The sequence below is a fragment of the Glutamicibacter sp. GQ173 genome (genome assembly GCF_059759215.1).
In genome coordinates, this window is sequence record NZ_JCAXDT010000001.1 from 120,286 (window position 1) to 146,754 (window position 26,469).

Below are 26,469 nucleotides of genomic sequence, written 5' to 3' on the forward strand. Positions count from 1 at the left end.
ATGACTGCAACCACCACTTCCTACTCGGCTGTCGCCGAGCTCATGCAGGACGAAACCGTAACCCACTCCTACGTCAGCGATGTGGCCTTGCCCGGAGGCAAGACCCTGGCCCTGCTGACCCTGGACAACGGCCTGGACCACAAGAAGCCAACTACACTGGGTCCTAACGGACTGCTGGAGCTGCGCTCGGCCCTTGAAACCCAAGCGGCACGTGCCAAGGCCGGCGAGATTGACGCCCTGGCCATCACCGGGAAGCCATACTTCCTGATTGCCGGCGCAGACCTGTCGGCGGTCACCCGCCTCAGCGCCCCGGACCAGGCCACCGCCATGGCTTCGCTTGGCCATTACACCTATGAACTGCTTGCCGATCTCGGAGTTCCCACCTTCGCATTCATCAACGGGCTGGCGCTCGGTGGCGGGCTGGAAATCGCCCTGGCGTGCAATTACCGCACGGTGAGCACCGCGGCCGGGGCCCTCGGACTGCCTGAATCCTTCCTTGGCCTGATCCCTGGTTGGGCCGGTGTCTACCGCCTGCCACGGCTGGTAGGCCCGGAGAACGCCTTGAAGGTAATGATCGAAAACCCGCTGAACAACAACCGGACTCTGTCCGGCCCAGCTGCCTTCAAGATGGGCGTTGCCGACGCGCTGTTCGAAGCGGCAGATTTCATCGAGCACTCCACCAAATTTGTTGGCGCCGTCTTGTCCGGAGAAACTGAAGTTCAACGCCCCAACGCTGTTGATCCCAGCGATCCCGAGGTGGCTCGCCGCTGGCTCGACGCAGCTGACCAGGCTGAAAAATTTGTCGATGCCAAGCTCTCTGGCGCAGCGCCCGCCCCGTACAAGGTCTTGGAGGTCTTCCGCAAGGGAATGAGCCTGACCCAGCCTGAATCTGCGCAACTTGAAGTTGAAGCCCTGACCGGCCTGATGCGCACCAATCAATTCCAGAACACCGTGTATGCCTTTTTGGATTTGGTGCAAAAGCGTGGCAAGCGTCCAGCCGGCGCACCGGATGCAAAGCTCGCCCGCCCCGTCTCGAAGGTCGGCGTTGTCGGCGCCGGGCTGATGGCCAGCCAGCTGGCGTTGCTCTTTGTGCGCCGCTTGGGTGTGCCCGTGGTGATCACCGACCTGGATCAGTCACGCGTGGATAAGGGCCTGGCCTACATCAGCGGTGAAATCGACAAGCTGCATAGCAAGGGCCGCATGAGCCAAGACGCGGTGAACCGCGCCAAGGCCCTGGTCACCGGTTCGGTCACCAAGGATGCCTTTGCCGATGCCGATTTTGTCATCGAGGCAGTCTTCGAAGAGCTCAACGTCAAGAAGCAGGTCTTCGCCGAAGTCGAAGCCGTCGTCTCCCCCGAGTGTATTCTCGCAACCAATACCTCTTCGCTGTCGGTGACCGAGATGGGACGCGACCTCAAGCACCCGGAACGCCTCGTTGGCTTCCACTTCTTCAACCCGGTAGCCGTGATGCCGCTGCTGGAAATCGCTGCGACGCAATGGACCAATGAATCCTCGCTGTCCACCGCTTTTGTGCTTGGCAAGAAGCTGAAGAAGACAACCGTCAAAACCCAGGACGCGGCGGCATTTGTCGTGAACCGGGTCTTGCTGCGCCTGATGAGTGAAGTGCAGGCAGCCTTCGATGAGGGCACTGACGCAGCTACTGCCGATTCTGCCTTGACTCCGATGGGGCTTCCGATGAGCCCATTCACGCTGCTGTCCATGGTGGGGCTGCCGGTGGCACAGCACGTCAACGAGTCCCTGAATGCCGCTTTCGGTGACCGCTTCGTGGTTTCCGAGAACCTTCAAAAGCTGATCGATGCAAAGATCACTGCCCTGTGGGTTAAGAACGAACAAGGAGCACAAGTACTCAACCCCTTGGCCGAAGAGCTGCTGGTTCAGGGTTCGAACCCATCTACCAGCGAGGAAATTCTTCTTCGCGTGCAAGATGCGCTTGCGGAAGAAATCGGCTTGCTCCTTGCTGAAGGCGTCGTCGCCGAAGCAGCGGATGTCGATCTGTGCATGATCACTGGTGCCGGCTGGCCCATGCACTTGGGCGGGATCACCCCGTACCTCGACCAGGTCGGCGCTTCCGAGCGCGTAAACGGCAAGAAATTCAACAGCTAGCATCCGGCTGAAAATTTGGGCTCCATCCCTTGCGGGTTGGAGCCCAAAGTTTTCTGGCGCGCTCGGCCGCCCACAGCGGAAACGAGACCGGGCCGTTAGCGATAGCTGGTTCGCAAGGCTGAACTGCTAATGAAAGTTTGGCTTAGCTCTTAGCACCGCCACAGGGTGTTCTGTCAGAATAATTCCATGACTGACATCGCTCAACCAGCCCGCCGCACCGTCATGTGCGCCTCCGCCGCCCTCGGTTCCGCAGCTCTTCTGACTGCATGTGGCGACGGACATTCTGAAGCGCAAGTTCCGGAGGCCTCGCCAGTTCCGTCACCTACCGGTGAAGGCCAGGCAGTGATCGACCTCGCCGAATTGGCGGTTGGGGCGAGAGCCACTGTGCAAGCCAAGCATCCCACGGGGGCTGAAATTCCGGTGCTGCTTTTCCGGCCGGACGAGAAATCTGTCCTCGCCTACTCCAGTGTCTGCACGCACCAGGGCTGTGTGGTCACAACAAAATCCACGAAAGACGACTTTTTCTGCGCCTGCCACGGATCACGCTTTCAACCATCGGACGGCACGGTGACCGATGGACCGGCGATCGCTCCCCTGGCGCGCTACGCGACGGAGATCAAGGACGACAAGGTCATCGTCTTTATCACCGACTCCAAATAAGTCGAGAAATTTTGCAGAAAAGCGGAATGCCGCAACCCCTGTGCGTGTTGCAGCATTCCGCTTTGTGCGCAACCGGCAATTAGAAAAGTGCCACCTTCTGCGGAGCTGGGAAGATGGAATCCAGTTCGGCACGCTCGGCATCCGACGGAACCCAGCGTACTGCCTTGGCGTTCATCTGGATTTGCTCGGGGCGGGTAGCTCCAGCGATGACCGATGACACGGGTAGCTGCGCTGCCAGCCAGGAGAAAGCAAGCTCGATTGGCGCCAGATCGCGATCTGCGGCAAACTGCGCAAAACGATCAAGCTGCTCAAAATCAGAGGTTTCAACCAGCTGCTGACGAGCATGAGTAAGGCGGCTGCCTTCAGGGGCGTATCCCTTGGAATACTTTCCGGTCAGCAATCCGTTGGCTAGCGGGAAGTACGGAAGAACGCCGAGTCCAAACTCGCGCGCAGCAGGCAGCACTTCCAGCTCTGCGCGACGGTCAATGAGATTGTAATGGTTCTGTGCTGAGATGAATCGCTCGGTGCCCAGCTCACGGGCCACATACTCTGCCTGGGCGATCTGCCACCCTGCGCGGTTGGAATGGCCAATATATTGGACCTTTCCGCTGGTGACCAGATCGTCCAAGGCGCGCAGCGTCTCGTCGATCGGGGTATTGGCATCTGGCGTGTGGAATTGGTACAGATCGATATGATCCGTGCCAAGGCGCTTCAGGGAAGCTTCCACTGCCTTCATGATGTACCGGCGAGAACCGCGGGCATTGAAGTCCGGCCCGTTGGCCCCACTGACATCCATGCCGAATTTGGTGGCCAGGACAATGTTCTCGCGGTTCTTGCCCAGGGCCTTGCCCAGGCGCTGCTCGGATAATCCTGCAGTTTTTCCGTAGTTGTCCGCGACGTCGAAGAACGTGATACCGGCGTCCAAGGCGGCGTGAACTACTGCGTCCGAGCCTTCCTGGGACTCGGTAGCGGTACCGGTTCGGCCCAAATTGTTGCAGCCCAAACCCACGACGGAAACGCTCAAGCCACTGTGTCCTAGTTGACGGAATTCCATGCACACCTCGCTGTTTTTCCTTCGCCGCTTTTCTGCGCGACCTTATACCCATAGGCTATCGGGTAGGTGCTGTAACCGAAGAGTTCACGACACAATTCACTGCATTGCATATTTATCCATTAGGATGGAAACATGTCTAAAGTTCTTACCAATCTTCCTGTAGGCGAACGCGTCGGAATCGCGTTCTCCGGTGGCCTCGACACGTCGGTGGCAGTAGCTTGGATGCGCGACAAGGGCGCCATTCCTTACACCTACACTGGCGATCTCGGCCAGTACGACGAACCAGATATTGACGCCGTTCCTGGCCGTGCACTGGAGTACGGCGCCGAGAACTCCCGTCTGGTCGACTGCAAGCCGGCACTCGTCGAGGAAGGCTTTGCAGCTCTTGCCTGCGGCGCCTTCCATATCCGCACCGGTGGCAAAACCTACTTCAACACCACCCCACTGGGCCGCGCCGTCACCGGCACGCTGCTGGTACGTGCCATGCGCGAAGACGGTGTGGATGTCTGGGGCGATGGTTCGACCTACAAGGGCAACGACATCGAGCGCTTCTACCGCTACGGCCTGATGGCCAACCCGAAGCTGCGCATCTACAAGCCATGGCTTGACCCGAACTTCGTCGCTGAGCTAGGCGGTCGCCAGGAAATGTCGGAGTGGCTGCAGGAGCACGGCTTCCCATACCGTGACTCGGCCGAAAAGGCCTACTCGACCGACGCCAACATCTGGGGCGCAACCCACGAAGCCAAGACCCTGGAACTGCTCAACAGCTCGATTGAGACCGTTGAGCCGATCATGGGTGTGAAGTACTGGGACGAGAACGTTGAGATCAAGACCGAAGACGTCTCGGTTTCCTTCGTTGCCGGCCGCCCGGTAGCCATCAACGGCAAGGAATACACCGACGCTGTGGCTCTCGTGAATGAAGCCAACATCATTGGTGGACGCCACGGTCTGGGCATGAGCGACCAGATCGAGAACCGCATCATCGAGGCCAAGTCGCGCGGCATCTACGAAGCGCCTGCCATGGCTCTGCTGTACATCGCGTACGAGCGCCTGGTCAACGCCATCCACAACGAAGACACCGTGGCCAGCTACCACAACGAGGGCCGCCGCCTGGGCCGCCTGATGTACGAAGGCCGCTGGCTGGACCCACAGGCCCTGATGCTGCGCGAATCGCTGCAGCGCTGGGTCGGCTCGGCCATCACCGGTACCGTCACCATCCGCCTGCGCCGCGGCGACGACTACACGATCGTGAACACCGAGGGCGATAACCTCAGCTACCACCCGGACAAGCTGTCGATGGAACGCGTGGGCGACGCAGCCTTCGGTCCAGTTGACCGCATCGGCCAGCTGACCATGCGCAACCTGGACATCGCCGACTCGCGCGGCCGCCTGGAGCAGTACGCCAACATGGGCCTGGTCGGTGGAACCACCGCAGAACTCGTTGGTTCGCTGGAAGCCGGTGGCGCCAATGATATCATCAACGCCACAGCTGTGGACAGCGACGATCTGGCTACCGATCGCGCCATTGAATCGGCTGCTTTCGACGCTGGTACCGACTAAAGGCTAGCCGCTAGTCAAAAACGGATCAGGGCTTCTCTTGAAGAGAAGCCCTGATCCGTTTTAATTTTTACCTTGGTTCCCAGCAGAACAATCCATTGACAGCTGCGAGGAACTGCAACTCCATGATGGAACCACCCAGGGCCAATAGCCGCACAGACTCAGGAATAATTGCCGCGGCCTTAGTGCACTTCGCCATGAACATGAACGCTACATAGACCAAGCAGGTCCCGAGGGTGATTTAGGTACCGAACCAGGCCGCTTGCTGGTTAGGCAGGGCCATCGACTTGCCCGTTTCCGGCCCGATGACAAATCCAGCAACCGTTTGCACCGCGGCTGCGAAGTCCACTCGAACCTAGGCTTCCAGCAATGCCAGCAGCGGGCTGAGAGCCAGCGTGAAGCCAATGAGCGAGACCATCCGCAGGATCAAGCGCACGCGGGCACCTTGCTTGGAATTAGGTGCTGGAAGGTTGAACCCGTGCTCGATAATCCAGGCCACGATCGTCACCAAGACACCGGCCAGAGCCAATTGCGCATGAGCTACCTCGCTGAGAAGCGAAACAATTCCAATTCCAATAATGACACCGACGAATGCTTGGAATACCAGATGAAGGGGCACGCGGGTAGCGCCCATCTGCGGCGACTTACGAGGGGCACCGGGAGTCTCATCCCGATCTTCCTGAGGAATCATATCTCCTAATTTCCTATATCAATCAAGCCGAGAGGATCATGGCGTCTTCGCTGAGTTCTTTGCGAAGCAATAGACCACAGCCTCCGCTGAACGACACCGCCCCGAAGTGCGAAGCCCTCGCTATTTCTTTGAAGCCGAAAGATGCCTGCAAGGCAAGCGAGCTGGTATTCCGTGCATTGACGATGCACCATGCGGTAGTGTCCCGCTCGGCGACCCACTTCAGCCGCGCAGCGGTCAGTATCGAGGCGAATCCACGATGCTGATGCGCTCGCGAAATTTCGACACCAGAGAGGTAGTAGCCAGCCGGAGCAAGCTGATCGCTTGGATCCCACCAGCCAGCTCTCGCCCACCCGACAAGCTGGCCTTGCGGATCCTTCAGCACCAATTGGCATTCATTATCGCCAAATCGGGAGGGTTCTGAAGAACGCCCCAGGGACCGCGACAGTTTCCATATGGCTTCGTGGTCAGAAGCCTGCATGGCTTCAGGCTGAAGGGCAGGCACGGTTCTCTAGTCGAGGGTCATTGGCTTCGGCGGCATTGGGTGCACGCTCTTGAGCTTCTCGGGCGTTGCGTATTCCGCGGTGCCGATGCTCATTTTGGTGAAGTCCAGCTTCGCTTCACGGATGCACGTCTTGATCGCTGCGACTGCCAGTTTAGGCGCCGGGGTGAGAATACGGATGTTGATCTTCCGAGGTGCAAAGTCGCTGGACTCCACGGTGCCCAATCCACGCCATGCCAGGTGCCCGGTCAAAGCTTCCTTGGCCTTCTTTTCCAAGTAGTGGTCACGCTCGGTGCCGGTGGCCGACTTCAACGCGTATTGCACGATGACCCATGACTGATCTTCCTCGCTGATTTCGGCGTAGCCTTCATCGGCGCAAGTCTGCAAGAATCCAGCGAACAGCTCATCGGCACGATCGTTATCTACGTCCTGGACATTGCTGGTGGTGGACATATGGCCCACGCTGCCATGGTTAATGACGAACTGGCCTACTTCTTCGTCCTCGAATTGCTGGAACCACGCTTCGCGGAAGTGCAGTACGTTTTTCTCGTCCAAACGATAGGTGCGAATAATCGCCATTGGTTTCCCTTTACAAGGTCAGTAGATCAATGAAGTGCTTGTGGTTATAAGTTGTGAAGCTGGTCGGCCTTTTCAAGCCAGCCTTGACGGTGCGAGTGGTTGAAGGGTACTTCATCCCGTTGAACCGCATCGAGGAGTTTCGTGCTGGCTGCGCGTATCTCGTTCTTGAGTACCTCGGGGTAGTCCATTGACCGCCCATGTTCCTCGAATTCGTCTTCGTCGTCGAGGAAAGTACCGCGGCTTCGCGACCGGATGACGTCGAGGTCAAGGTCCACCGAATTCACTTCCCAGCCGCCATGCTGCAGCGGACGCCATCCGATGGCATCGGAGAGATCGATGTAGACATCAAAATCCTCGGCAGGATCCGCATACAGCGTGGCGATCCATGACCCCGCGTGAGGAATCAGGCACAGAGCATTTGTTTGAGCCAAGTGGGCGGCGCCAGGCCTTGCGACCAGTGAGCCAGCGGGTTGGAACAACCAGTGCCCGTGCGCATCTTTTCCGAGGTAGAACCCCGGAACCACCCAATGCGGCTGGCCGTTGTATTTCCAGGCGCGGGCTACCACCAAGGCGCCGAAATCGATGCTTTCAGGGTTGCGCGGCAAATCAACGGGGAAGCTGTGCAGTGCACTCATAGCTTGGGAATCTGTCCTGTGGGCAGATCCTGGCCTGGCAGTGGACGGGCAAACGGAACCTTGGTGCCAAGCACTTGGGCGAGCGTGTCCCTTGCCACCTGCTGGGCGGTCAAGCCGACCCGATCAAGAACTTCGGCTCGTGAACCGTGGGCAAGAAATTCGGTAGGCAAGCCGACTTCGTTCAGTGCAGTGTCGACACCAGCTGCACGCATTTCGGTACGCAGACGGGAGCCAACGCCGCCAGCCCGGACTCCATCTTCGATGCACACCACGATGCGGTGGCGAGCAGCCAATGAAATTACCGACTTCGGCATCGGCAGGACCCAACGAGGATCCACCACGGTAACCGAGACACCTTGGCTATTGAGCCGCTGGGCAACGTCAAGGGACAACTCGCTCATGGCGCCGACCGAAACGATCAGGACGTCTGGCGCAGCCTTGTCACCCAGGCGGGCCAATACATCTACGCCATCTGGCAAGCGGTCGATTGCATCAATGGGTTCGCCAACGGAGCCCTTGGAGAAGCGAACAACGCTCGGTGCATCGTTGATGTCCAATGCCTCACGCAGTTCTTCACGCAGCCGGGATGCGTCGCGTGGTGCTGCCAAATGCAGGTTCGGGACAATTTGGGTCAGCGCCATGTCCCACATGCCATGGTGGCTTGCACCATCCGGGCCTGTAACGCCGGCACGGTCAAGAACGATGGTGACCCCGGCCTTGTGCAAGGCGACGTCCATGAGCAATTGGTCGAAGGCACGGTTCAGGAATGTCGCATAAACGCAGACCACTGGGTGCAGTCCGCCGAAAGCCAATCCGGCTGCGGTGGTCATGGCATGCTGTTCTGCGATGCCGACATCGATCACGCGCTCGGGATGCTCCTGAGCCATTTTCTTGAGGCCCACCGGTTGCAGCATTGCGCCGGTGATCGCGACAATATCGTCGCGTTCCTTGGCCACCTTGGCGATTTCTTCGCCGAAGACGCTGGTCCAGCTTTGCGCGCTGGACTTGGATACGGGCAGGCCGGTCACCGGGTCGATGATGCCCACCGCATGGAATTGGTCAGCTTCATCGGCGCGGGCTGGCGCGTAGCCGTGCCCCTTTTCGGTCAAGGCATGGACAAGCACTGGACCGGAATATTGCTTGGCCTGCTGCAGCGCTTCTTCGACTGCGCGCTGGTTGTGCCCATCAATCGGGCCAATGTATTTCAGCCCGAGATCTTCAAAAAGCCCCTGCGGAGCCCACCAGTCCTTGATTCCCTTTTTGGTTGCGTGAAGGGACTTGTAGGTGAATCCACCTACGGGTCCTGCGCCCTTGAGCTTGTCCTTGAGCTTTTCCATCGCGGTTTCGTACGCGGGATGGGTGCGGAACTTATCCAGTTGCTGCCGAAGTCCCGAGAGCTGATTAGCCAAGCCGCCAATAGTCGGGGCGTACGAACGGCCGTTATCGTTGACCACAATCACGGCTTTGCGGTCCTTATCGGCCGCGATGTTATTTACAGCTTCCCAGGCCATGCCACCGGTCAAGGCACCGTCGCCGACGAGGGCCACGGCATAGCGCTCATTGTTGCGCATCAGCTTATTGGCACGGGAAATGCCATCAATCCACGAAAGCGAGGAGGAAGCGTGGGAGGACTCGACCACGTCATGTTCTGATTCGGCCCGGTCGGGGTAGCCGGACAAGCCGCCCTGCTGGCGCAAGGTCTCAAAGTTCTGGCGCCCGGTCACGAGCTTATGAACATACGACTGGTGTCCGGTGTCAAAGACGATGGAGTCTTGTGGCGAGTCAAAGACTCGGTGGATGCCCAGAGTCAGTTCGACGACGCCGAGGTTAGGGCCCAAGTGGCCGCCGGTGCGAGCAACGTTATCGATGAGAAAAGTACGAATTTCATCCGCGAGCTCGTGAAGTTGTTCCAGGGTCAGCGCCCGCAGATCGCTTGGTTTCTTGATGGTCTTCAGCAAAGACACGCTCGTCCCCTTTACAAATTCGCCCGTGGTGGCCGTGAGCCCATGCGAAATACTTAGTCTACCGCGTTGGAAGCTTCTCCTATTATCCGCCACTGCTCCGGATAGCGCGAATTTCCAGGCAATGACGTTCAATACCTCGTCCTGCATTGGTGAACAGCGGATGCTTATTCGAACCTCGCCAGCGCGTCCTGAATCATCCGGTGTCCTTGCGCCTCAAATTCGGCGTCGCCCACTTGATATGCCCAGATGGCCGTTCCGATGGCTTCTCGCAGGAGCATGAGCCGCCATGATGGCTCGTGGCGGGGATCCTCACCGTAGCCTTCGATGAAGGCGGACTCCAGCTCCGGGTGCCCTTTGAATTGCTGGCTGCCCAATCTGGCCAGATCGCTGGCAGCTGGTCGAAACCCGAACCTGCCAAAATCTATGGCTCGCAATTGGCCTTGATCCACCAGCCAATTGCGTGGCTGCCAGTCACCATGAGTTGGAACAAGCACCGCATCTCGGGGCTCTTGCGCGGTCAAGATCCGTTCGATCTCCTTGCATTGGCCCACGCTGATTCGATGTTCCGAGGACAATAATCGACGGAACTTTACGAGCAATCGGGATTCGTAGTCCGGGTCAAGCCGGTGAGCCTGAGAATGGAAGGCCTTTAGCGCGGCACCGGCCTGACGGTGGATAGCTGGACTAAATTCGTCGCCCGTTCCCGCGCAGAGCGTGCCTGGCAAGTAGTCCAAAACCATTAGGCGCAGTTCCTCGCTAGAAAACAGCATTTCTGCAGCGAGACCGCGTGTTTTCAGTTCCCTGGTGTAACTTTGATGCGCGATAAGCTCACGAGAAATATGGTGGTTGCCTTCTCCCCCGGTTTTGACGATGCATTCCTGCTGGCTCGTTCGAAGATGCAGCACTCTTGTGTCGGTAAGGTTCCATGAAAGGTCTCGAACGACCTCAACGTTGCCAAACCAGGCACGCAGTTGAGCTGCTTGTTCAGCGGTCAGGAACTGCGCAGGATCATTTCCAGTCATCGCAAAACCATGGGCTAGCTTCTGGCCGATGGCGCCACATAGACCAGGTGTTCAGCACTGGCGTATCCGCGGGTACGGCCGAAACGTTGTAGCCCCAAACGATCGCAAATTTTCTGTGATGCCTCGTTGCGCGGATCTACAATGGCGAAAACCTGCTGATCCGCGTTCGCCTGGTTGGCGTAGCCAAGCACTGCGCGAGCAGCTTCCGTGGCACACCCTTGGCCTTGAGCCTCAGGGTGCAAATGCCACCCTATTTCGCTGGGTTGATGATCGAAGTCGATGCCGATGGCGCGCTGCATTTCATCGCTCATGGGCTTGCACAATAGGTTTCCGACGAGCCTGCCGGTGTCGCGGCGCGCTACCGCCCAAATCCCTTGCCCGGCTCCACGCACAGCGCGTCGACGGCCAATGGAGGCCAATGCTTCCTCCATCGTCGTCATGAGCGTTGCACCGGGCCCCAAGTACCGCATGGTTTCCGTGCGTGATTCCAAATCCAGCAGGAATGAAGCATCCGACGGCTCCCACGCACGCAGGATCAATCGATGGGTGTGAAGCTCTTTCACAGGCCCTCCTTCCACGCCACGTTTACGCCTGTTCGGCAAAGTTCCACTGGGGTTGGCCGTGCAGCTCGCTAGGCTGTGAGCATGCCACAGATATATTCCGCAATTCCCACGGCCCAGCGCTACGCTTCCTTGTCCGAAGCCTATATTGAATTGTTCGGCCGAGTCGAGCAGGCGGAGCCGGAAGACCGGGAACTGATCACCCAGTGGGCCCAGGACTTGGCAGGCCCTGTACTGGATGCGGGTTGCGGCCCCGGGCAGTGGACGCAAGCCGTTGCAAGCGCTGAACGCCCGGCCATCGGTGTGGACATGGTGCCCGAGTTCATAGAACATGCCACAGCAAACTATCCAGAGTGCACTTTTCAGCAAGCGGACATGAGTGCATTGCCCTTTCCCGATGGCAGTTTTTCTGGGATTCTCGCATGGTATTCAATCATCCACACGCCGCCGGAGCAGCTGCCTGAAGTTCTGAATTCATTGGCCAGAGTGCTGGAACCGGGCGGGGCATTGCTCCTGGGTTTTTTCGCTGCCCAGAAGGTTCATCCATTCGAGCACAAGGTCGCACCGGCATGGTACTGGCCGGTTGGGGAACTATCAATGCTGGTTGAGGCTGCAGGTTTCGAGATCGTGGATCGGGGAACCAGAGACCGAAGCGGGGCCAGGTGCCATGGGCAGATCGTGGCCCAGCGCAATCACATAGATGGCTCGGGGATTAAATAGATTTGAGGCCCAAGGCAAATGCCTTGGGCCTCAAATCTTTGGGTGTTGCGTAACTACCTGAGATTCACCCCGGCGTGTGCCGGGACGGATCTGCTAGTTAGCAGCAGCGATCTGGCGCAGTACGTACTGCAGGATGCCGCCGTTGCGGTAGTAGTCAGCTTCGCCTGGGGTATCGATGCGCAGAACTGCGTCGAACTCGGTCACCTTGCCGTCAACAGCGGTGGCGGTAACCTTCAGGGTCTTCGGGGTGGTGCCGTTGTTCAGCTCGGTCACGCCGGCGACTGCGAAGGTCTCGGTACCGGTCAGGCCCAGCGAATCAGCGGACTCGCCCTCTGGGAACTGCAGTGGCAGAACGCCCATGCCGATCAGGTTCGAGCGGTGGATGCGCTCGAAGGACTCGGTGATGACGGCCTTGACGCCCAGCAATGCGGTGCCCTTGGCAGCCCAGTCACGCGAGGATCCCGAACCGTATTCCTTGCCACCCAGAACGACCAGCGGGGTGCCGGCAGCCTTGTAGTTCTCTGCAGCGTCGTAGACGTAAGCCTGCGGAGCACCTTCCTGGGTGAAGTCGCGGGTGAAGCCACCCTCGACGCCGTCCAGCAGCTGGTTCTTGATGCGGATGTTCGCGAAGGTACCGCGGATCATGACCTCGTGGTTGCCACGGCGCGAGCCGTAGGAGTTGAAGTCCTTGCGATCCACGCCATTCTCGATCAAGTAGCGGCCAGCCGGGGTCTCCGACTTGAACGAACCTGCAGGAGAGATGTGGTCGGTGGTGACCGAGTCGCCCAGCTTCAGCAGCACGCGAGCGCCGGAAATGTCCGACACAGGCTGTGGCTCAGCGGTCATGCCCTCGAAGTATGGTGCCTTGCGCGCGTAGGTCGACTTCTCGTCCCAAGCGAAGGTCGACCCCTCTGGGGTGTCCAGTGCCTTCCAGCGGTCATCGCCGTCGAAGACTCCTTCGTAGCCCTTGGCGAACATGTCCTTGTCGATCGACGAATCGATGATCTCCTGGACCTCGACAGGCGATGGCCAGATGTCCTTCAAGAAGACATCGTTGCCCTCGGCGTCCTGGCCCAGTGCGTCGGTCTCGAAGTCGAAGTCCATGGTGCCGGCCAGTGCGTAGGCGATGACCAGTGGCGGGGAAGCCAGGTAGTTCATCTTCACGTCTGGGTTGATGCGGCCTTCGAAGTTTCGGTTGCCCGAAAGAACTGCGGTGGCTGCGAGGTCGTTGGCGTTGATGGCCTCGGAGATCTCGGCATCCAATGGACCGGAGTTGCCGATGCACGTCGCGCAACCGTAGCCGACAACGAAGAAGCCGAGCTTCTCCAGGTATGGCAGCAGGCCGGACTTCTCGTAGTACTCGGTGACAACCTTCGAGCCCGGTGCGACCGAAGTCTTGACCCAAGGCTTGGAGGACAGGCCCTTTTCGGCGGCATTGCGAGCCAGAACGGCTGCGGCCAGCATGACCGAAGGGTTGGAGGTGTTGGTGCACGAGGTGATCGAAGCGATCGAAACCAGGCCGTGGTCCAGGGTGAACTGGGTGCCATCTTCCTTGGTCACGTCCACGGCTACCGATGGGCGGCCAGCGCCCTGGGTGTCCTCGGAGTCCGATACGTAGTTGTGCAGGTCCTTGCGGAACTGCTCCTTCGCAGAGGACAGCTCGATCCGGTCCTGCGGACGCTTCGGGCCAGAGATCGATGGAACAACGGTGGACAGGTCCAGCTCGAGGTATTCCGAGAAACGGATTTCGCGGCTTGCATCATGCCACATGCCTTGTTCCTTGGCGTAAGCCTCGACCAGTGCCACGTTCTCGTCGCTGCGGCCGGTCAGGCGCAGGTAGTCGAGGGTGACATCGTCGATAGGGAACATTGCGGCGGTCGAGCCGAATTCTGGGGACATGTTGCCGATAGTTGCACGGTTGGCCAGTGGCACAGCTGCCACGCCCTCGCCGTAGAACTCGACGAACTTGCCGACCACACCGTGCTTGCGCAGCATTTCGGTGATGGTCAAAACCACGTCGGTTGCGGTGGCGCCAGCTGGGATCGAGCCAGCGAGCTTGAAGCCGACAACGCGTGGGATCAGCATGGACACTGGCTGGCCGAGCATTGCTGCTTCAGCCTCGATGCCGCCAACGCCCCAGCCCAGCACGCCCAGGCCGTTGACCATGGTGGTGTGCGAGTCGGTGCCGACGCAGGTATCAGGGTAAGCGCGCAGTACGCCGCCCACTTCGCGGGTCATGACGGTGCGAGCCAGGAACTCGATGTTGACCTGGTGCACGATGCCGGTTCCTGGCGGGACGACCTTGAAGTCGTCAAATGCGGTCTGTCCCCAGCGCAGGAACTGGTAACGCTCGCCATTACGCTGGTATTCGATTTCCATGTTGCGCTCAACAGCGCCTGCGAAACCGAATGTGTCGATCTGCACGGAGTGGTCGATGACCATTTCAGCAGGTGCCAATGGGTTCACGCGGGTTGGATCGCCACCAAGGTCCTTGACGGCTTCGCGCATGGTTGCCAAGTCGACAACACAAGGGACACCGGTGAAGTCCTGCATGATGACACGAGCCGGGGTGAACTGGATTTCGGTGTTCGGCTGAGCCGAAGCATCCCACTGGCCCAGTGCATTGATGTGCTCGCTCGTTACGTTCGCGCCGTCTTCGGTACGAAGCAGGTTCTCCAGCAGAACCTTAAGGCTGTAGGGAAGGCTTTCTGAGCCTTCAACCTTGTTCAGTCGGTAAATTTCATATTCGGTTCCATTGACGTCAAGTACGCCCTTGGCACCGAAGCTGTCCACATTGCTCACGTGGGACTCCTCTCGCCAGACACTCATTCTGTTGCACACGCACACTGTAATTCCAGTTAGGAGTTCCTAACTGAGATAGTCAGGATCCTAGCGCGGCAGAGCTAAAAACAGTCTATCGCCAACTGTGAGAAAAAGACTCCTCGGAATAAACTTTCATCGAAATTCGTGTCTGAATGTACGATTTCAGCTCGTTAATGGCGTACAAAGAGCCCGATGGACTCCATATGATGGGTATGCGGGTATAAATCGTGAATCTCGACGTGCTCTAATTCATAGCCGCGTGACGTCAACCGGGCGATATCCCGGGCAAAAGACGCTGGGTCGCAGGAGACGTAACAAATGCGCGAAACACCGCTGGAACCTAGTTCTGCGGCTACATCCTTGTCGATTCCTGCACGCGGCGGATCAAGCACGACCGCGTCCAACTCGGCATCGCGGGACACCTGGCGCAAAACCCGCTCAACGCGGCCGCGAATCACGGTAGCTTGCCCGAACGCCTTCAGATTTTTCTTCGCATCGGCGTGGGTCCCCGGGGCGCCTTCGATCGAAAAAATCCGGCCCTGCTGTCCCACGGACTTAGCCAAGGGCAACGAGAACAGTCCTGCTCCGGCATAAAGATCGGCAATCTGCTCACCACGCACCGGCTCGATCAAGTCGAGAACGCGTTCGCTGAGCAAGCTGGCTGCTGAACGGTGCACCTGCCAGAAACCTTCGCCGGTAATGCGGTACTTCTCTCCCAGGACTTTTTCGCTCAGCCATGGGTTGCCGGCCAAAACCTGCAAGGACCCCTTGCCATCTGCCGCCGACCCGCCATGCTGGCTGAAGGAGGCAACATTCACCCCTTCGGGGAATTGCTTGGCTACCTTAGCGGCTGCACCCTGCATGGTTTCAGAAAGCAGAACCAGGATCGTTTGATCATCCGCGCTGGACACCGCGACTTCCACGCGGTCAATGCCCGTGTAGTCCACTGCGTAGATCCCGCTGCTCTCGATGGCGGAATGCGCCAAGGGCATCGAGTCGATGCTCGTGAGCTTGTTGCTGCGAAAAGCGCTCATCGCCAGGTGGCCCGAGCCATCCACCGAGTACGACATGCGGGTACGCCACCCCAGGCCACCGGCTGCTCCAGCGACCGCTTGAACCGGCGGGAAGTTGTAGTCTTCTGCCTTCAGCCCGGCCAGGCGGGTGAACTGTTCGGCGGCCACCCGTGCTTTGAGCTCGCGCTGATGCTCCAGCGAAATATGCCCGAATTCTGCGCCACCCACCGGGTCGCGGTGCTTCAGCGCGTCAGCTGCATCCCAGAAATGCGGTACTCGGTGCTCGCTGGCCTCGTGCACCTCAACGACGTCCGCGCGCCAGAATTTTGCATCGGGCCCCGATTCGGTCAGCCGAACCGATACCAATTCACCGGGAATGCCGTGGCGCACAAAAATCACGCGCCCCTCGTGGCGGGCCACCGTGTGCCCTCCATGGGCGATATTGCCCAAGCGAACCTGCAGCAGTGGTGATTCAGTCATGTTTTCGTCTTTCATCAGAAGCATTGTTAGCGGTGTGCCGAGTATTCTTCGGTGGCCCCGCCACCGACAGCGCGCGAAGCGCTGAGCAAGCGCCAGGGCACCGAAGCGATGAGCACCCCTGGTTCATAGTGCAGGCGATTTTTCACTCTCAGCGCGGTCTGGTTGTGGACCAGTTGCTCCCACCAATGCCCGACCACGTATTCGGGGATGTACACCACGATCAGTTCGCGTGGCGACTCGCGCTTGATGGAACGAATATGTTCGATCAGCGCACCGGGGATGTCGCGGTAGGGCGAAGCCAAGGCCGTAATCGGCACGGGAATGCCCAAACGCTCCCAGTCTTCAAGGGTCTTTTCAGTCTTCGCGCGCTCCACGTCAACGATGATTGCCTCCAGCTTCGAAGGCCGGGAAGCGCGGGCGAAGGCCAGTGCCCGAAGCACGGGCTTGCGCACCGTGGAGACCAAGACCAGGGCATGCACTCGCGAAGGCAAGGCGGTGGCCGCATAATCCTCGTCGACTGCCAATTCCGCATCGACCTTCTGATAGTGCCGTTGCAGGGAATCCATGACCAGCATCAGCACCACAATGCCCAGCAGCGCCAGCCATGCGCCGTGCACGAACCTGGTAGCCAGGACGACCACCAGCACCAAAGCCGAGAGAATCAAACCGACCAGATTCAGCATGCGCTTGCGCTGTTTTGCAGCGCGAATCCTCCGGTCCGCGACGGGGACCAGAACACGCTTCCAGTGCTTGAGCATGCCCAGCTGGCTGAGTGTAAAGGAGACGAAAACGCCGACAACGTAGAGCTGCACGAGCAAGGTCACGTCGCCTTGGAAGAGCAGCACCAGGACAATGGCGGCCACGCCCAAGGACAGGATGCCGTTGGAGAACCCCAGCCGGTCGCCGCGGGTTCGCAATTGGCGCGGCAGGAAACCGTCGGTGGCCAAGTGGCTGGCCAGCGACGGGAATGAATTAAAGGCCTGGTTTCCAGCCAAGAGCAGCACCGCGATAGTCAACACCGACACGAGGATGAGGCCCAGCGTGTAGTCGCCGAAGACCGCCTGGGCTAATTGCCCCAATACCGGCACCTGGACGAAGCCCTCAGGGATCGGTCCGCCGTGGAGCAGGAATGATTCGTGCGGATCGGCGACCACTTTAATGCCGGTGGCGCGAGCAAGCATCAGGGTGCCAAGCGTGAGTACGCCGGAGAGCAAGCCCAGTACCAGCAGGATCCGGCCGGCGTTTTTGGCCCGGGGCTTGGCCAGTGTCTGGACGTTGGAAATCGGCACTTCGATACCGGTCAAGGCTGCCGATCCGGTGCTGAAGGCACGGAGGATCAGAAGTGCGCCCACCATCCCTTGCAAACCGGTAGAAAATTCTGCTTCGGGGACGATCGTGAATTCTGCGCTGGGCGCCAAGCCGAGGTTTCCGGTGAGAGCCATTACGCCGCCAATGGCAATAAGCAACAGCATCCCGGCAACAAAGAGATACACCGGAATAGCCAGGGTCCACCGCCCCTGGCCGGTGCCACGGAGGTTTCCCACCACCAGCAAGGCCACCAGAGCGGCCGCAACCCAGGCCTTGTACTCACCCAGTAACGGGAATATTGCGCTGAGATACGCGGCCGCCGAAGAGCTGGAGACGGCAACTGTCAGCACAAAGTCAACGAGCAAGGCGGCAGCTACAGCAGTGCCCGAACGTGCGCCAAGATTCTTTTTGACGATCTCGTAATCGCCGCCGCCAGAAGGATACTCAACCACCGATTGACGGTAGGAAAGCACCAATACCACCAGTACGGCCAAGACGGCGACGCCCACGGCCGGGGAGAGCATCGTTGCAGCAATGCCGGCCATGGCCAGGGTCAGCAGAATTTCATCTGGCGCATAGGCCAATGACGACAGGGCGCTGGAGGAGAAAATCGGCAACGCAACATTCGGTGGCAACGGCTTCTTTTTCAGCTGTTCGGTGCTGAAGGGCCGTCCCACCAAAATCCTCTTGAGACCATCAAATAATGCAGGCACGTCATAACGTTATCGCAGGTGCGCAAGGCACACGGGCGGTTCGCCGCCAAGAATCTGGGACCGAACAGCGCTATTGTTGCATTCGGAGCACCGTTAGGCGGTGCTCCGGACTAATCATCGCAAGCAGCAATCCAAGGAGTTCTCGGTGGCACATTTTGTGATCATGGGGTGCGGCCGCGTCGGCGTTTCGCTAGCCCATACACTGGATTCAGCGGGACATTCGGTGGCAATCATCGATCAAGACCCTCATGCTTTCCGCCGTCTGGGCAAGGACTTCGCCGGTCTTACGGTGACCGGACGAGGATTTGACCGCGACACCTTGGAAGCGGCCAAAATCGATGGCGCCTATGCGTTTGCTGCCGTATCCAGCGGTGATAATTCCAACATTCTCGCTACTCGAGTAGCCCGCGAAACCTATAACGTTCCTCATGTGGTGGCCCGTATTTATGATCCGGGACGCGCCGAAATCTACCAGCGCCTGGGCATACCCACGGTAGCTGCAGTGCGCTGGAGCACCGATCAGGTATTGCGCCGAATTCTGCCGGACTATTCGATGCGCGGGGACTTCCGGGAGCCTTCGGGACGTTTGGTTCTCACTGAAGTAGCGCTGAACCGGGACTGGTACGGCCGCCTGGTCAAGGATCTGGAAGCCGCCGCTGGCGTGCGCGTTGCCTACCTCACCAGATTTGGTGAAGGCACAATTCCGCAGAACCGCACCCGCCTGCAGGGCGGGGATCTGGTCCATGTCATGATGCGCATAGACCAGCTCAAGGACGTTGAAAAGATCCTTGCCAGCCCTCCCGCTCCCCTGCCCAACGACTGACTGAGAGGACCCCATGAAGGTCATGATTGCCGGAGCCGGTTCGGTCGGTTCCTCCATCGCCCGCGAACTGCTGATCAACGACCACGAGGTCTTGCTCATCGATATCCAGCCCGAGATGGCGCAGCGCGATGATCTCCAAGGAGTGAAATGGCTGATCGGCGACGCCTGCGAGCTTGCGGTTCTGCAGCAAGCGCATCTAGAGGATTACGATGTGGTGGTCTCCGCCAGCGGTGATGACAAGGTCAATCTTGTTGTCTCGCTGTTGGCAAAGAGCGAATTTGGCATCCGTCGCACCGTAGGCCGGGTGAATAATCCAAAAAATGAATGGATGTTCGACGATGCCTGGGGAGTCGACGTTGCCGTCAGCACCCCGCGCTTGATGACTGCTCTGGTTGAAGAAGCCGTGGAAGTCGGCGACCTGGTGCGCCTGCTGACATTGAAAACCGGCGAGGTCTACATGGTGGAATTTACCGTACCCCACGACTCCGCGCTCATTGGACGCACCATCGGGCGAATTCCCTGGCCGCAGGACACCACGCTCATGGCAGTGGTCCGCGACAAGACGCCCTTCCCGCCAAGTGCAGATGACGTAGTTGAGGGTGGCGATGAAATCTTCTTCATCACCACCCCCCAAGCAGAACCGCTATTGCGCCGGACCTTGCGCGAAGCCACCCGCTAGTTCGCCACTGCCCCCGAGGCGTCGCCGGTTGCGGTTTCAGCTGGCTTGGACAACAGCCAAGCAAACCACAGCCCGGCGGCGTACAGCGGAACGCCCATCAGGGCCCGTGCAACGCCCAATGCCACCACATGATCGGTGTAGTACATCGGCAGCTGCACCGCCAGGCGCAAGGCAAAGACTGCGATGATGATCCACGTCGCGATCTGGTAGCGGCGCAGCCGATCGGCCTTATTCCGCCATTCCACGCCTTCGTTGCGGATGAATCCGAACAGCAGGCCAATCAATGGCCACCGGACCACTACGGAGACAATCAGGGCGAGCAGGTAGGCGCCGGAAGTATAGAACCCGGGGATGTAGTAGTCTTTCGCGTTGCCCGTATGTCGGGCGGCGAAGGCACAAATCAAGATTCCGATCAGGCCAGAAGCTGACTGAATCAACGTGGAGCGCTTGGCCAGGCGGATGACCATGAAGATCACGCCAAGGCCGATCGAGGCAATCAGTGCCCAGGTCAGGTTGCTGCTCAAGGCAAAAACCATGATGAAGATAAAACCGGGCAGCACCGTTTCAAGGATTCCGCGTACGCCGCCGACGGTCGACAGCAGATCAATCCCGCCATCCGCGTTCTGGGCGATATTGGAATTCGCTCCAATCATCGAGGCAAAAGACGGTTTGGCCTCTGGCTCAGGTTGCTGGTCGCCGTCGCGCCCTGATTCCTCGTCGTGCATGATGCCCACTTCCATATTTCAAACAGCACACAGGCTGCCCCGCCACTGCGGAAATTAGTCTCCAGCTACCCGCGGGGAACCGGGACAATTACATAGCGCGGATTAAAGATCGTTGGGATCTGCTCCACCGGAGCGACCATCCCAGAATAGGTAACTTTCACCCCGGGCTTGATACCCGGTACCGACTTCTGCCCCATGAAGATCAAACGCACATGGGCCACCGTGCCACGTCGAGCCGCAACGCTGCCAAGCTTGTCGACTACCACCGCTTTGAGCAATGGCGCCTCGTTGGGCGCGGAGTAGCTGACAGATTGGACGTACCCGGTGTGCTTGACCCTGCCTTTGACGGGCAACTGGTCCAGCGAATCCAGGCACTGATAGTTCACTGTCGGATCCGATGGGCCCAGATGCGCCGCGACCGGCTTATCCTTCAACGACATGATTAGCCGATCTGGGTAATCTCTGGTCCGCGCTCGGGACGCTTGATCTCAGGCTGAGCGTCCTCCTGAACTGGACGGGTCTGAGCATTTGCCGGCACATTCAAGGGCAGCAATTCTGCGGGAGGCAATGGCTTGTCGCCGCGGTTGACGATGACGTCGCGCAAGATCTCATCCACGGTTGCCGCTGCCTCTTCATTGGCAATGGCATTGCCACCGATGACTGCACGAAGGAACCAGCGAGGTCCGTCAATTCCCACGAAACGCAGTGCGACATGGCCAGCGCGGCCATCTGGCAACTGCTGAGGAACCTTGGCCAGCAGCTCTTCGCCATAGTCGCCATCGCGCTTGAATATCTCGCCGTTTTGCGCGGTGATATCGCTCTTGATTTTGTCCTTGATGCCCGGCCATAGCGACTCGGACTTCGAAGAGGAGAAGGCCATGAGCTGCACTCGCGACTCGGCAATTTCCAGCGAAACCGCGATCACTCGCTTATTGGACTCTTCGACGTCCATTCGAACCTTGAGCCCGCTTACCGGCTTGATCAGGATCGAACCGAAGTCGAGGTATTCATTGGTGTCCGCTACATCGTTGATGTCGTAAGGACCAGTTTTTGGTTCGTCAGAACTGGCGGAAACCTCGTTCGATTCAACCGGGGCTTCCTGCTCTTTGGTTTTCTTGCGCTTAAAAATCATGGTTTCCTTAGAAAACTTGGCTGATTGTCAATCAGTGCTTAGTTGGCGCTGAATCCACCGGTGGATCCGAAGCCACCGGCGCCACGGGCCGTCTCCTCGAGGGAATCAACTTGGCTGAACACTGCCTGTTCGACCTTCTGGATTACGAGCTGGGCAATGCGGTCGCCGCGGTTGATCGAAAAGGCTTCTGCCTTGTCGGTATTCAACAGCGTGACCATGATCTCACCGCGGTACCCCGCATCAACAGTTCCCGGGGCATTAACAACCGTTATCCCATGCTTGGTAGCCAGCCCGCTGCGCGGGTGCACAAGCCCGACATACCCATGGGGAATAGCCAGCGCGATGCCTGTGCGAACCAGTGCGCGTTCACCTGGCTGAAGCACCAGTCCTTCGCGTGCGTGCAAGTCAGCGCCAGCGTCCGAAGGATGAGCATAACCAGGCACTGGCAATTCGCTGTCTAGCATCTTGATGGCGATCGAGATTGTTGGCTCACTCATCAGTTTGGTTATCCCCCGGGAGTTTTGTGAAGTGGTCGTTCGATAGTTTCGTTGAGTTAACTCTATCGTGTGCGGCTAGGAATGGGCTGTCACATGCACCCCGTTCTTGGCTCAAAGAATTATTGCCTAGACTTGGAATCATGAGTAACACCAGCCCAGCGGCATCGAGCGTCCTGTACAGCGAAAAACTTTGGCCTTCGGCCAGCACCTGGATTTGGCCAATCATTATCGCAATGACCGCCGGTATCGCTGTTGCGCCGATCAGCGCCCCGCTCGGCTGGGGCATCGGAGCGGCAATGCTCGTTGCCCTCGTGGTCATTTTCCTCGTTCGCGTGCCGAGCATCGAAGTCACCGATTCGACAGTCACTGTCGGCCGTGCCAGCATCGAACGACAGTTTGTCGGCGAAGTAGTAGGCTACCGCGGTGGAGAAGCCTTCAAGCAGCGTGGACAGAAATTGCACGGCCTGGCTTACATGTTGTTGCGTGGATGGCTCGATGGCGTGGTCAAAATGGAAGTTACAGATGAGCGGGATACCACCCCGTACTGGCTTACTTCCACCCGCCGCCCCGAAGAATTGGCGGCTTCCCTAGGCGGAGTCATGTATGAGTTCACCGAAGAAGGCAAGGCAGAAGCCGAAGCCGGGGAAGACTCTCCGCTGACTCCTGAAGACTGATTTCGAGGCTGCCAGAGCAAGAATATCCGCATAGAAGATCCCCAATGCTGAACGATCAGTGTTGGGGATTTATCCTTCGCACTCGCTGCAGAACTTTTGGCCGCTCTCTTCGCGCACCAGCTGCGTACGGTGCCGCACCATGAAGCAAGACGCGCATGTGAATTCATCAGCTTGTTCGCTAAGAATTTCTACGCTGGCTTCCTCCTGGGCCGCTTCTCCGCCCGGCAACACATAATCTTCGGCCAACGATGCTTCAGACTCATCGATCAGGTTTGCCATTTCAGCGGTCTTGCCCGCTTTAAGCTGAGCGATCTCCTTGGCACGATCCTCTTCCGAGATAACGGCTGGTGCAGCAGATTCAATTGCCATGATCGTTTTTCGCTCTTTCCTGCAGGTATTCAATCGAGCCGGTAGGTTCACATCGTGAAAAATCCACACCGGCCTAAAAGTATAACGTTCTTCCGGGCAATCCATTCCCATGGGGCAGGACATCAGCCACCGGCTGAAGATATCGGGAAATAAGGCGTGAAGTTGATGACTATTCTTGCGCCACACCCGGGGCGGTGGTAGGAATTCAGCCTTCGAGGTGGCAGAGTTTTACTCAGGAAATAGAGCGTGTGGAGGGTATTAATGCGTCAGCTGAGACTGGTAGGAATTCATGAAAATGGTTCCAGCCTGCAGGTCAGCAGTGACGACGGGATGAGCTACGAGCTCCCCGTTGATGATGCACTGCGCAGTGCAATGGCAGAAATAGCTCGCTCGCGGGCACCGAGAAATCGCGAAGAGTCCTCGGTCCACTCGCCACGTGAAATTCAGGCCCGCGTGCGTGCCGGTGCTTCTGCCTACGATCTGTCCCTTGAATGGGACATTCCCGTTGAGGACATCGTGAAGTACGAAGGTCCGGTGCTTGCCGAGCGCGAACACATAGCCGAACTGGCTCGCCGTGTGGAGGTCTCCGGTCCTCAAACCGATGCTGAATATCGCGAAGTCTTTGGAGAAGAACCTGCCGATCTGGGCTCCATGGTCGTGCACCGCTTCAACCAGTTGCACATCGATAGCGAAACCGCTCGGTGGAACTCGTGGAAGGATCCAGAAGGCCAGTGGATCATTACCGTTGAATTCGATTCGCCGTTGCCCACTGAAAATGTTGAATCCTTGGGAGCTGACTCCTCTGAGGTATCCGGGAACGTCGCCCGCTGGGCCTTTGCCCCGGCACGCAAAACGTTGAAGAACCTGAATCGCTGGGCCCAGACGCTCAGCGAACAGGTCGCGCCGGAATACTTTCGCCCGATCTCGGCAGTAAGCCAGCCGGAGCCAGAGCAGCCTGCGACCAACACCCCTGAAGCTGACGAAACTGAAGAGCTGGTAACACTGCTCAATGCTCGTCGAGGCCAGCGGCCAAAGGATCAGGATCCAGAACGCGAATCCCGTTTCAATGACATCATTGAACGCGGCATGAGCAAGTACGACACTGATGACGAGGATTCGCTGCCTCACCTTCCGCAGGGAATCTCGCCGCGGACCTCGCAGTTGGTGGTCGTCACCGATTCTGATCAAGGTGACTCCGACGCCGAGGACAAGCAAGGCGAGCAGAACAACGATGATTCCTCGCCGCGCAAGGCGAAGCGCTCATCGGTACCGAGCTGGGACGACATCATGTTCGGCAAGCGCAAGAAGGATACGGATTCCTAATCCGGAACAAGCCGTGCTTGAATGCGATCGGGCAACACCTTCAGGTGTTGCCCGATCGCATTTTCTATTTAGTTCGATGCACCAGCAGCGGAACGTATCGCTCCCCCGCCGTGAGAGAGCCATGCTGACCAACCATTTCAAAGGCCATGGGAGCAACCCTACGACCATCGTAAAAAGCAATGGATTCCGCAGCCAGAATCATCAGGTCCCCGAGCCTGGCTTCATGTTCTGGGGTGATTGGCCCAAAATAGCCACGATCTACGGCCTCTCGACGGGTCAAGATCCACGCCTTGGAACCAAATTCCTTATGCCATGCGTGCTTGACTTTGAGCCTGCTGGCTTCGTCTGTCCCCGGTGCGAAGGTCAGCTGGACTCCACGCGGTTCCCCGCTCGTCAACTCGACGCCATCAACCAGTTCCGGATACCGGCTGTAGTCGATCCGCTGCGATTCTGGAACATCCACCATCCCGTGGTCGCCCGTAATCAGCACCGTGGTTTCTTCCGGCAACCGTGACACGAGGCTCTTGATGACGTAGTCAAGCTCTTCCAAAGTGTCACGCCACTGGCTGGAATCGACGCCGAATTTGTGGCCAGTCTTGTCCAGCTCATTAAAGTACGTGTACACCAGCGCATTGCGCTGGGATTCAAAGACGGTGTGCGTAGCTCGTGCCCGTGCCAACGCCTGATTCGCGGCCACAAATTTAGGCCCGCGCAGCGATGCCCTGGTTAATGCGGACTTCGCAAACATTGGGATAGACACCGTTGCGACATGTATGCCGTGCTCCGCCACCCTTTCGAAAACCGTAGGACGGGTTTGCCAGGCTTCCGGGTTGAGGTCGCTAGGCCAGCCGCCAAGCTGATTGACAACGCGACGCCGGGCCGGATCCACCACGTCATAGCCGAGCATTCCGTGTTCGCCCGGGGTAACGCCGGTGGCAAAACTGCTCAGAGAGGTTGCCGTGGTAGAGGGGAATCCTGTTCCAAGCTTGCGGCCTTCGGCAAATAGTGAACGCAAAAACGGTGCATGCCCAACGTGGCTCTTGAGCTGGTTCCACCCCAAGCCATCAACCATGATCACCACAACGCGCTTAGTCGGTTGGAGCCCCAGAGCGTTGCTGAATCCAGGAACCCCCAATGCAGTTGCAGCCGAGGGAAGAATTTCAGATAGCGTCGCTTGGCCATACTGCGGCGCATCCGGGATTTTTTGTGCTGGCACCGAAAGATCAGCTGCGTTCAGCGACTCGTTCATGCTCAAGCGATCGTTGCCAATCGCAGCCGCACCGCAAATTCGCGTGCTTTATTGACAGCACGCTGTCCATCAGCCTCGGCGCTGACCCGAATAACCAGGTCTTCGGGCTGGGACGTACCGTTGAGCCCGTGGTCGGCATCGCACTGGGGATCGCCGCAGGCAGCCGGAGCCAGGTCAATGCGCTTGGTGCCGCCCCAGGACATGCCGAAGGTCAATTCCTTCACTGGATCCCCGGATGAATAGTGCTGTGGCTGGTGGTACACATAGCTCGTTGCTACCGACGAGATACGTGATAGTGCAATCATTTCAACGGAAACCTGAGCCATAACGTCCTTGCCATGGTCATCAAGCTGCTGGTCATCGACGTGCAAAATGAAAAGCACCTTTTCGCTCTTCACCATGACCGTAATATGGCGGTGCACTTCGGTGTGGTCGAAATGAGTTTCCAGATGTACATAGTGGTCGCGTACTGGCTGCCCGGTCATTGCTTCAGCAAGGACATCTTGAACCATCTGCGGGTAGAAGCCCGCCCGTACCAGATCGTCGAGAAGCTCAGCGCCCGGAGCAGTCGAATATGTTGGAGAACTCATAGGCCA

General features: G+C 58.5%; 26 protein-coding genes. 8 read left to right on the plus strand and 18 right to left on the minus strand.

The window, feature by feature from the left end:
• Together AC6CHO_RS00580 and AC6CHO_RS00585 are read left to right on the plus strand one after the other, a co-directional pair.
• Window positions 1–2,124, plus strand: a complete 2,124-nt coding sequence (locus AC6CHO_RS00580) for a 3-hydroxyacyl-CoA dehydrogenase NAD-binding domain-containing protein (protein ID WP_498213139.1) — start codon at window positions 1–3, stop codon at window positions 2,122–2,124.
• 186 nt (window positions 2,125–2,310) lie between these two features.
• Complete coding sequence (locus AC6CHO_RS00585) at window positions 2,311–2,784, plus strand: QcrA and Rieske domain-containing protein (protein WP_444663176.1); 474 nt, start codon at window positions 2,311–2,313, stop codon at window positions 2,782–2,784.
• A 79-nt stretch (window positions 2,785–2,863) separates the two neighbouring features.
• Here AC6CHO_RS00585 and AC6CHO_RS00590 read toward each other — a convergent pair whose 3' ends face one another.
• On the minus strand, window positions 2,864–3,838 hold the full coding sequence (locus AC6CHO_RS00590) for an aldo/keto reductase (RefSeq protein WP_498213140.1): 975 nt from the start codon (window positions 3,836–3,838) through the stop codon (window positions 2,864–2,866).
• Window positions 3,839–3,970: 132 nt separating this feature from the next.
• Here AC6CHO_RS00590 and argG point away from each other — a divergent pair, with 132 nt between their 5' ends.
• Window positions 3,971–5,398: an argininosuccinate synthase gene (gene argG, locus AC6CHO_RS00595; RefSeq protein WP_498213141.1), complete on the plus strand. Its 1,428-nt coding sequence runs from the start codon at window positions 3,971–3,973 to the stop codon at window positions 5,396–5,398.
• A gap of 352 nt (window positions 5,399–5,750) precedes the next feature.
• Here argG and AC6CHO_RS00600 read toward each other — a convergent pair whose 3' ends face one another.
• The 7 genes from AC6CHO_RS00600 to AC6CHO_RS00630 all read right to left on the minus strand — a co-directional run bounded on the left by AC6CHO_RS00600 (window position 5,751) and on the right by AC6CHO_RS00630 (window position 11,348).
• The gene (locus AC6CHO_RS00600) at window positions 5,751–6,086 is read right to left on the minus strand and encodes a hypothetical protein (protein ID WP_498213142.1); all 336 of its coding nucleotides are present in this window, start codon (window positions 6,084–6,086) and stop codon (window positions 5,751–5,753) included.
• A 22-nt stretch (window positions 6,087–6,108) separates the two neighbouring features.
• A complete protein-coding gene (locus AC6CHO_RS00605) occupies window positions 6,109–6,564 on the minus strand; it encodes a GNAT family N-acetyltransferase (RefSeq protein WP_498213143.1) in 456 nt (151 codons plus the stop codon).
• A 30-nt stretch (window positions 6,565–6,594) separates the two neighbouring features.
• On the minus strand, window positions 6,595–7,164 hold the full coding sequence (locus AC6CHO_RS00610) for a hypothetical protein (RefSeq protein WP_444663169.1): 570 nt from the start codon (window positions 7,162–7,164) through the stop codon (window positions 6,595–6,597).
• Between the two features lie 44 nt (window positions 7,165–7,208).
• Window positions 7,209–7,799, minus strand: coding sequence for a DUF402 domain-containing protein (locus tag AC6CHO_RS00615; RefSeq protein ID WP_444663167.1), 591 nt, complete (start codon window positions 7,797–7,799; stop codon window positions 7,209–7,211).
• Window positions 7,796–9,763, minus strand: coding sequence for a 1-deoxy-D-xylulose-5-phosphate synthase (dxs, locus tag AC6CHO_RS00620; RefSeq protein ID WP_498213144.1), 1,968 nt, complete (start codon window positions 9,761–9,763; stop codon window positions 7,796–7,798). The genes AC6CHO_RS00615 and dxs overlap by 4 nt, the downstream gene beginning before the upstream one ends.
• Window positions 9,764–9,927: 164 nt before the next feature.
• On the minus strand, window positions 9,928–10,785 hold the full coding sequence (locus tag AC6CHO_RS00625; RefSeq protein ID WP_498213145.1) for a phosphotransferase: 858 nt from the start codon (window positions 10,783–10,785) through the stop codon (window positions 9,928–9,930).
• A gap of 14 nt (window positions 10,786–10,799) precedes the next feature.
• The gene (locus AC6CHO_RS00630) at window positions 10,800–11,348 is read right to left on the minus strand and encodes a GNAT family N-acetyltransferase (RefSeq protein WP_498213146.1); all 549 of its coding nucleotides are present in this window, start codon (window positions 11,346–11,348) and stop codon (window positions 10,800–10,802) included.
• Window positions 11,349–11,429: 81 nt separating this feature from the next.
• Here AC6CHO_RS00630 and AC6CHO_RS00635 point away from each other — a divergent pair, with 81 nt between their 5' ends.
• On the plus strand, window positions 11,430–12,065 hold the full coding sequence (locus AC6CHO_RS00635) for a class I SAM-dependent methyltransferase (RefSeq protein ID WP_444663160.1): 636 nt from the start codon (window positions 11,430–11,432) through the stop codon (window positions 12,063–12,065).
• A 93-nt stretch (window positions 12,066–12,158) separates the two neighbouring features.
• Here the strand turns inward: AC6CHO_RS00635 and acnA are convergent, their stop codons facing one another.
• The 3 genes from acnA to AC6CHO_RS00650 all read right to left on the minus strand — a co-directional run bounded on the left by acnA (window position 12,159) and on the right by AC6CHO_RS00650 (window position 18,402).
• Window positions 12,159–14,867 carry an aconitate hydratase AcnA gene (acnA, locus tag AC6CHO_RS00640; RefSeq protein WP_498213147.1) on the minus strand — a complete coding sequence of 903 codons (2,709 nt, stop codon included), beginning with the start codon at window positions 14,865–14,867 and terminating at the stop codon, window positions 12,159–12,161.
• 191 nt (window positions 14,868–15,058) lie between these two features.
• Window positions 15,059–16,381 carry a class I SAM-dependent RNA methyltransferase gene (locus tag AC6CHO_RS00645; RefSeq protein WP_498213148.1) on the minus strand — a complete coding sequence of 441 codons (1,323 nt, stop codon included), beginning with the start codon at window positions 16,379–16,381 and terminating at the stop codon, window positions 15,059–15,061.
• Between the two features lie 26 nt (window positions 16,382–16,407).
• The gene (locus tag AC6CHO_RS00650; protein ID WP_444663154.1) at window positions 16,408–18,402 is read right to left on the minus strand and encodes an APC family permease; all 1,995 of its coding nucleotides are present in this window, start codon (window positions 18,400–18,402) and stop codon (window positions 16,408–16,410) included.
• Window positions 18,403–18,547: 145 nt separating this feature from the next.
• Between AC6CHO_RS00650 and AC6CHO_RS00655 the strand changes: the two genes are divergently transcribed.
• Window positions 18,548–19,225 carry a potassium channel family protein gene (locus tag AC6CHO_RS00655; protein ID WP_060701928.1) on the plus strand — a complete coding sequence of 226 codons (678 nt, stop codon included), beginning with the start codon at window positions 18,548–18,550 and terminating at the stop codon, window positions 19,223–19,225.
• A gap of 13 nt (window positions 19,226–19,238) precedes the next feature.
• Complete coding sequence (locus AC6CHO_RS00660; RefSeq protein ID WP_444663152.1) at window positions 19,239–19,904, plus strand: potassium channel family protein; 666 nt, start codon at window positions 19,239–19,241, stop codon at window positions 19,902–19,904.
• Here AC6CHO_RS00660 and AC6CHO_RS00665 read toward each other — a convergent pair.
• The 4 genes from AC6CHO_RS00665 to dut form a co-directional block, all read right to left on the minus strand.
• A complete protein-coding gene (locus AC6CHO_RS00665; protein ID WP_498213780.1) occupies window positions 19,901–20,629 on the minus strand; it encodes a DUF3159 domain-containing protein in 729 nt (242 codons plus the stop codon). The genes AC6CHO_RS00660 and AC6CHO_RS00665 overlap by 4 nt on opposite strands.
• Window positions 20,630–20,694: 65 nt before the next feature.
• Window positions 20,695–21,069 carry a hypothetical protein gene (locus AC6CHO_RS00670; protein ID WP_444663148.1) on the minus strand — a complete coding sequence of 125 codons (375 nt, stop codon included), beginning with the start codon at window positions 21,067–21,069 and terminating at the stop codon, window positions 20,695–20,697.
• 2 nt (window positions 21,070–21,071) lie between these two features.
• Window positions 21,072–21,761, minus strand: a complete 690-nt coding sequence (locus AC6CHO_RS00675; RefSeq protein ID WP_498213149.1) for a DUF3710 domain-containing protein — start codon at window positions 21,759–21,761, stop codon at window positions 21,072–21,074.
• Window positions 21,762–21,799: 38 nt separating this feature from the next.
• Window positions 21,800–22,258, minus strand: coding sequence for a dUTP diphosphatase (gene dut / locus AC6CHO_RS00680; protein WP_444663146.1), 459 nt, complete (start codon window positions 22,256–22,258; stop codon window positions 21,800–21,802).
• 140 nt (window positions 22,259–22,398) lie between these two features.
• Here dut and AC6CHO_RS00685 point away from each other — a divergent pair, with 140 nt between their 5' ends.
• Entirely contained in the window at window positions 22,399–22,932 is a 534-nt protein-coding gene (locus AC6CHO_RS00685) for a DUF3093 domain-containing protein (RefSeq protein WP_498213150.1), read from the plus strand.
• A gap of 69 nt (window positions 22,933–23,001) precedes the next feature.
• On the opposite strand, the gene AC6CHO_RS00690 is transcribed toward AC6CHO_RS00685, so the two are convergent.
• Entirely contained in the window at window positions 23,002–23,301 is a 300-nt protein-coding gene (locus AC6CHO_RS00690) for a DUF4193 family protein (protein WP_444663142.1), read from the minus strand.
• A gap of 261 nt (window positions 23,302–23,562) precedes the next feature.
• On the opposite strand from AC6CHO_RS00690, the gene sepH reads away from it, so the two are divergent.
• Entirely contained in the window at window positions 23,563–24,624 is a 1,062-nt protein-coding gene (gene sepH, locus AC6CHO_RS00695; RefSeq protein ID WP_444663140.1) for a septation protein SepH, read from the plus strand.
• Between the two features lie 64 nt (window positions 24,625–24,688).
• On the opposite strand, the gene AC6CHO_RS00700 is transcribed toward sepH, so the two are convergent.
• Both AC6CHO_RS00700 and AC6CHO_RS00705 read right to left on the minus strand, forming a co-directional pair.
• Entirely contained in the window at window positions 24,689–25,873 is a 1,185-nt protein-coding gene (locus tag AC6CHO_RS00700) for an alkaline phosphatase family protein (RefSeq protein ID WP_498213151.1), read from the minus strand.
• Between the two features lie 2 nt (window positions 25,874–25,875).
• Complete coding sequence (locus tag AC6CHO_RS00705; protein WP_444663136.1) at window positions 25,876–26,463, minus strand: DUF5998 family protein; 588 nt, start codon at window positions 26,461–26,463, stop codon at window positions 25,876–25,878.
• Window positions 26,464–26,469: the final 6 nt, after the last annotated feature.

Bases quoted from the DNA above. Each gene is read 5' to 3' on its own strand.
- AC6CHO_RS00580 (WP_498213139.1), top strand. From the start codon at position 1: ATGACTGCAACCACCACTTCCTACTCGGCTGTCGCCGAGCTCATGCAG.
- AC6CHO_RS00585 (WP_444663176.1), top strand. From the start codon at position 2,311: ATGACTGACATCGCTCAACCAGCCCGCCGCACCGTCATGTGCGCCTCC.
- AC6CHO_RS00590 (WP_498213140.1), bottom strand. From the start codon at position 3,838: ATGGAATTCCGTCAACTAGGACACAGTGGCTTGAGCGTTTCCGTCGTG.
- argG (WP_498213141.1), top strand. From the start codon at position 3,971: ATGTCTAAAGTTCTTACCAATCTTCCTGTAGGCGAACGCGTCGGAATC.
- AC6CHO_RS00600 (WP_498213142.1), bottom strand. From the start codon at position 6,086: ATGATTCCTCAGGAAGATCGGGATGAGACTCCCGGTGCCCCTCGTAAG.
- AC6CHO_RS00605 (WP_498213143.1), bottom strand. From the start codon at position 6,564: ATGCAGGCTTCTGACCACGAAGCCATATGGAAACTGTCGCGGTCCCTG.
- AC6CHO_RS00610 (WP_444663169.1), bottom strand. From the start codon at position 7,164: ATGGCGATTATTCGCACCTATCGTTTGGACGAGAAAAACGTACTGCAC.
- AC6CHO_RS00615 (WP_444663167.1), bottom strand. From the start codon at position 7,799: ATGAGTGCACTGCACAGCTTCCCCGTTGATTTGCCGCGCAACCCTGAA.
- AC6CHO_RS00625 (WP_498213145.1), bottom strand. From the start codon at position 10,785: ATGACTGGAAATGATCCTGCGCAGTTCCTGACCGCTGAACAAGCAGCT.
- AC6CHO_RS00635 (WP_444663160.1), top strand. From the start codon at position 11,430: ATGCCACAGATATATTCCGCAATTCCCACGGCCCAGCGCTACGCTTCC.
- AC6CHO_RS00645 (WP_498213148.1), bottom strand. From the start codon at position 16,381: ATGACTGAATCACCACTGCTGCAGGTTCGCTTGGGCAATATCGCCCAT.
- AC6CHO_RS00660 (WP_444663152.1), top strand. From the start codon at position 19,239: ATGAAGGTCATGATTGCCGGAGCCGGTTCGGTCGGTTCCTCCATCGCC.
- AC6CHO_RS00665 (WP_498213780.1), bottom strand. From the start codon at position 20,629: ATGCACGACGAGGAATCAGGGCGCGACGGCGACCAGCAACCTGAGCCA.
- AC6CHO_RS00670 (WP_444663148.1), bottom strand. From the start codon at position 21,069: ATGTCGTTGAAGGATAAGCCGGTCGCGGCGCATCTGGGCCCATCGGAT.
- AC6CHO_RS00675 (WP_498213149.1), bottom strand. From the start codon at position 21,761: ATGATTTTTAAGCGCAAGAAAACCAAAGAGCAGGAAGCCCCGGTTGAA.
- dut (WP_444663146.1), bottom strand. From the start codon at position 22,258: ATGAGTGAGCCAACAATCTCGATCGCCATCAAGATGCTAGACAGCGAA.
- AC6CHO_RS00685 (WP_498213150.1), top strand. From the start codon at position 22,399: ATGAGTAACACCAGCCCAGCGGCATCGAGCGTCCTGTACAGCGAAAAA.
- AC6CHO_RS00690 (WP_444663142.1), bottom strand. From the start codon at position 23,301: ATGGCAATTGAATCTGCTGCACCAGCCGTTATCTCGGAAGAGGATCGT.
- sepH (WP_444663140.1), top strand. From the start codon at position 23,563: ATGCGTCAGCTGAGACTGGTAGGAATTCATGAAAATGGTTCCAGCCTG.
- AC6CHO_RS00700 (WP_498213151.1), bottom strand. From the start codon at position 25,873: ATGAACGAGTCGCTGAACGCAGCTGATCTTTCGGTGCCAGCACAAAAA.
- AC6CHO_RS00705 (WP_444663136.1), bottom strand. From the start codon at position 26,463: ATGAGTTCTCCAACATATTCGACTGCTCCGGGCGCTGAGCTTCTCGAC.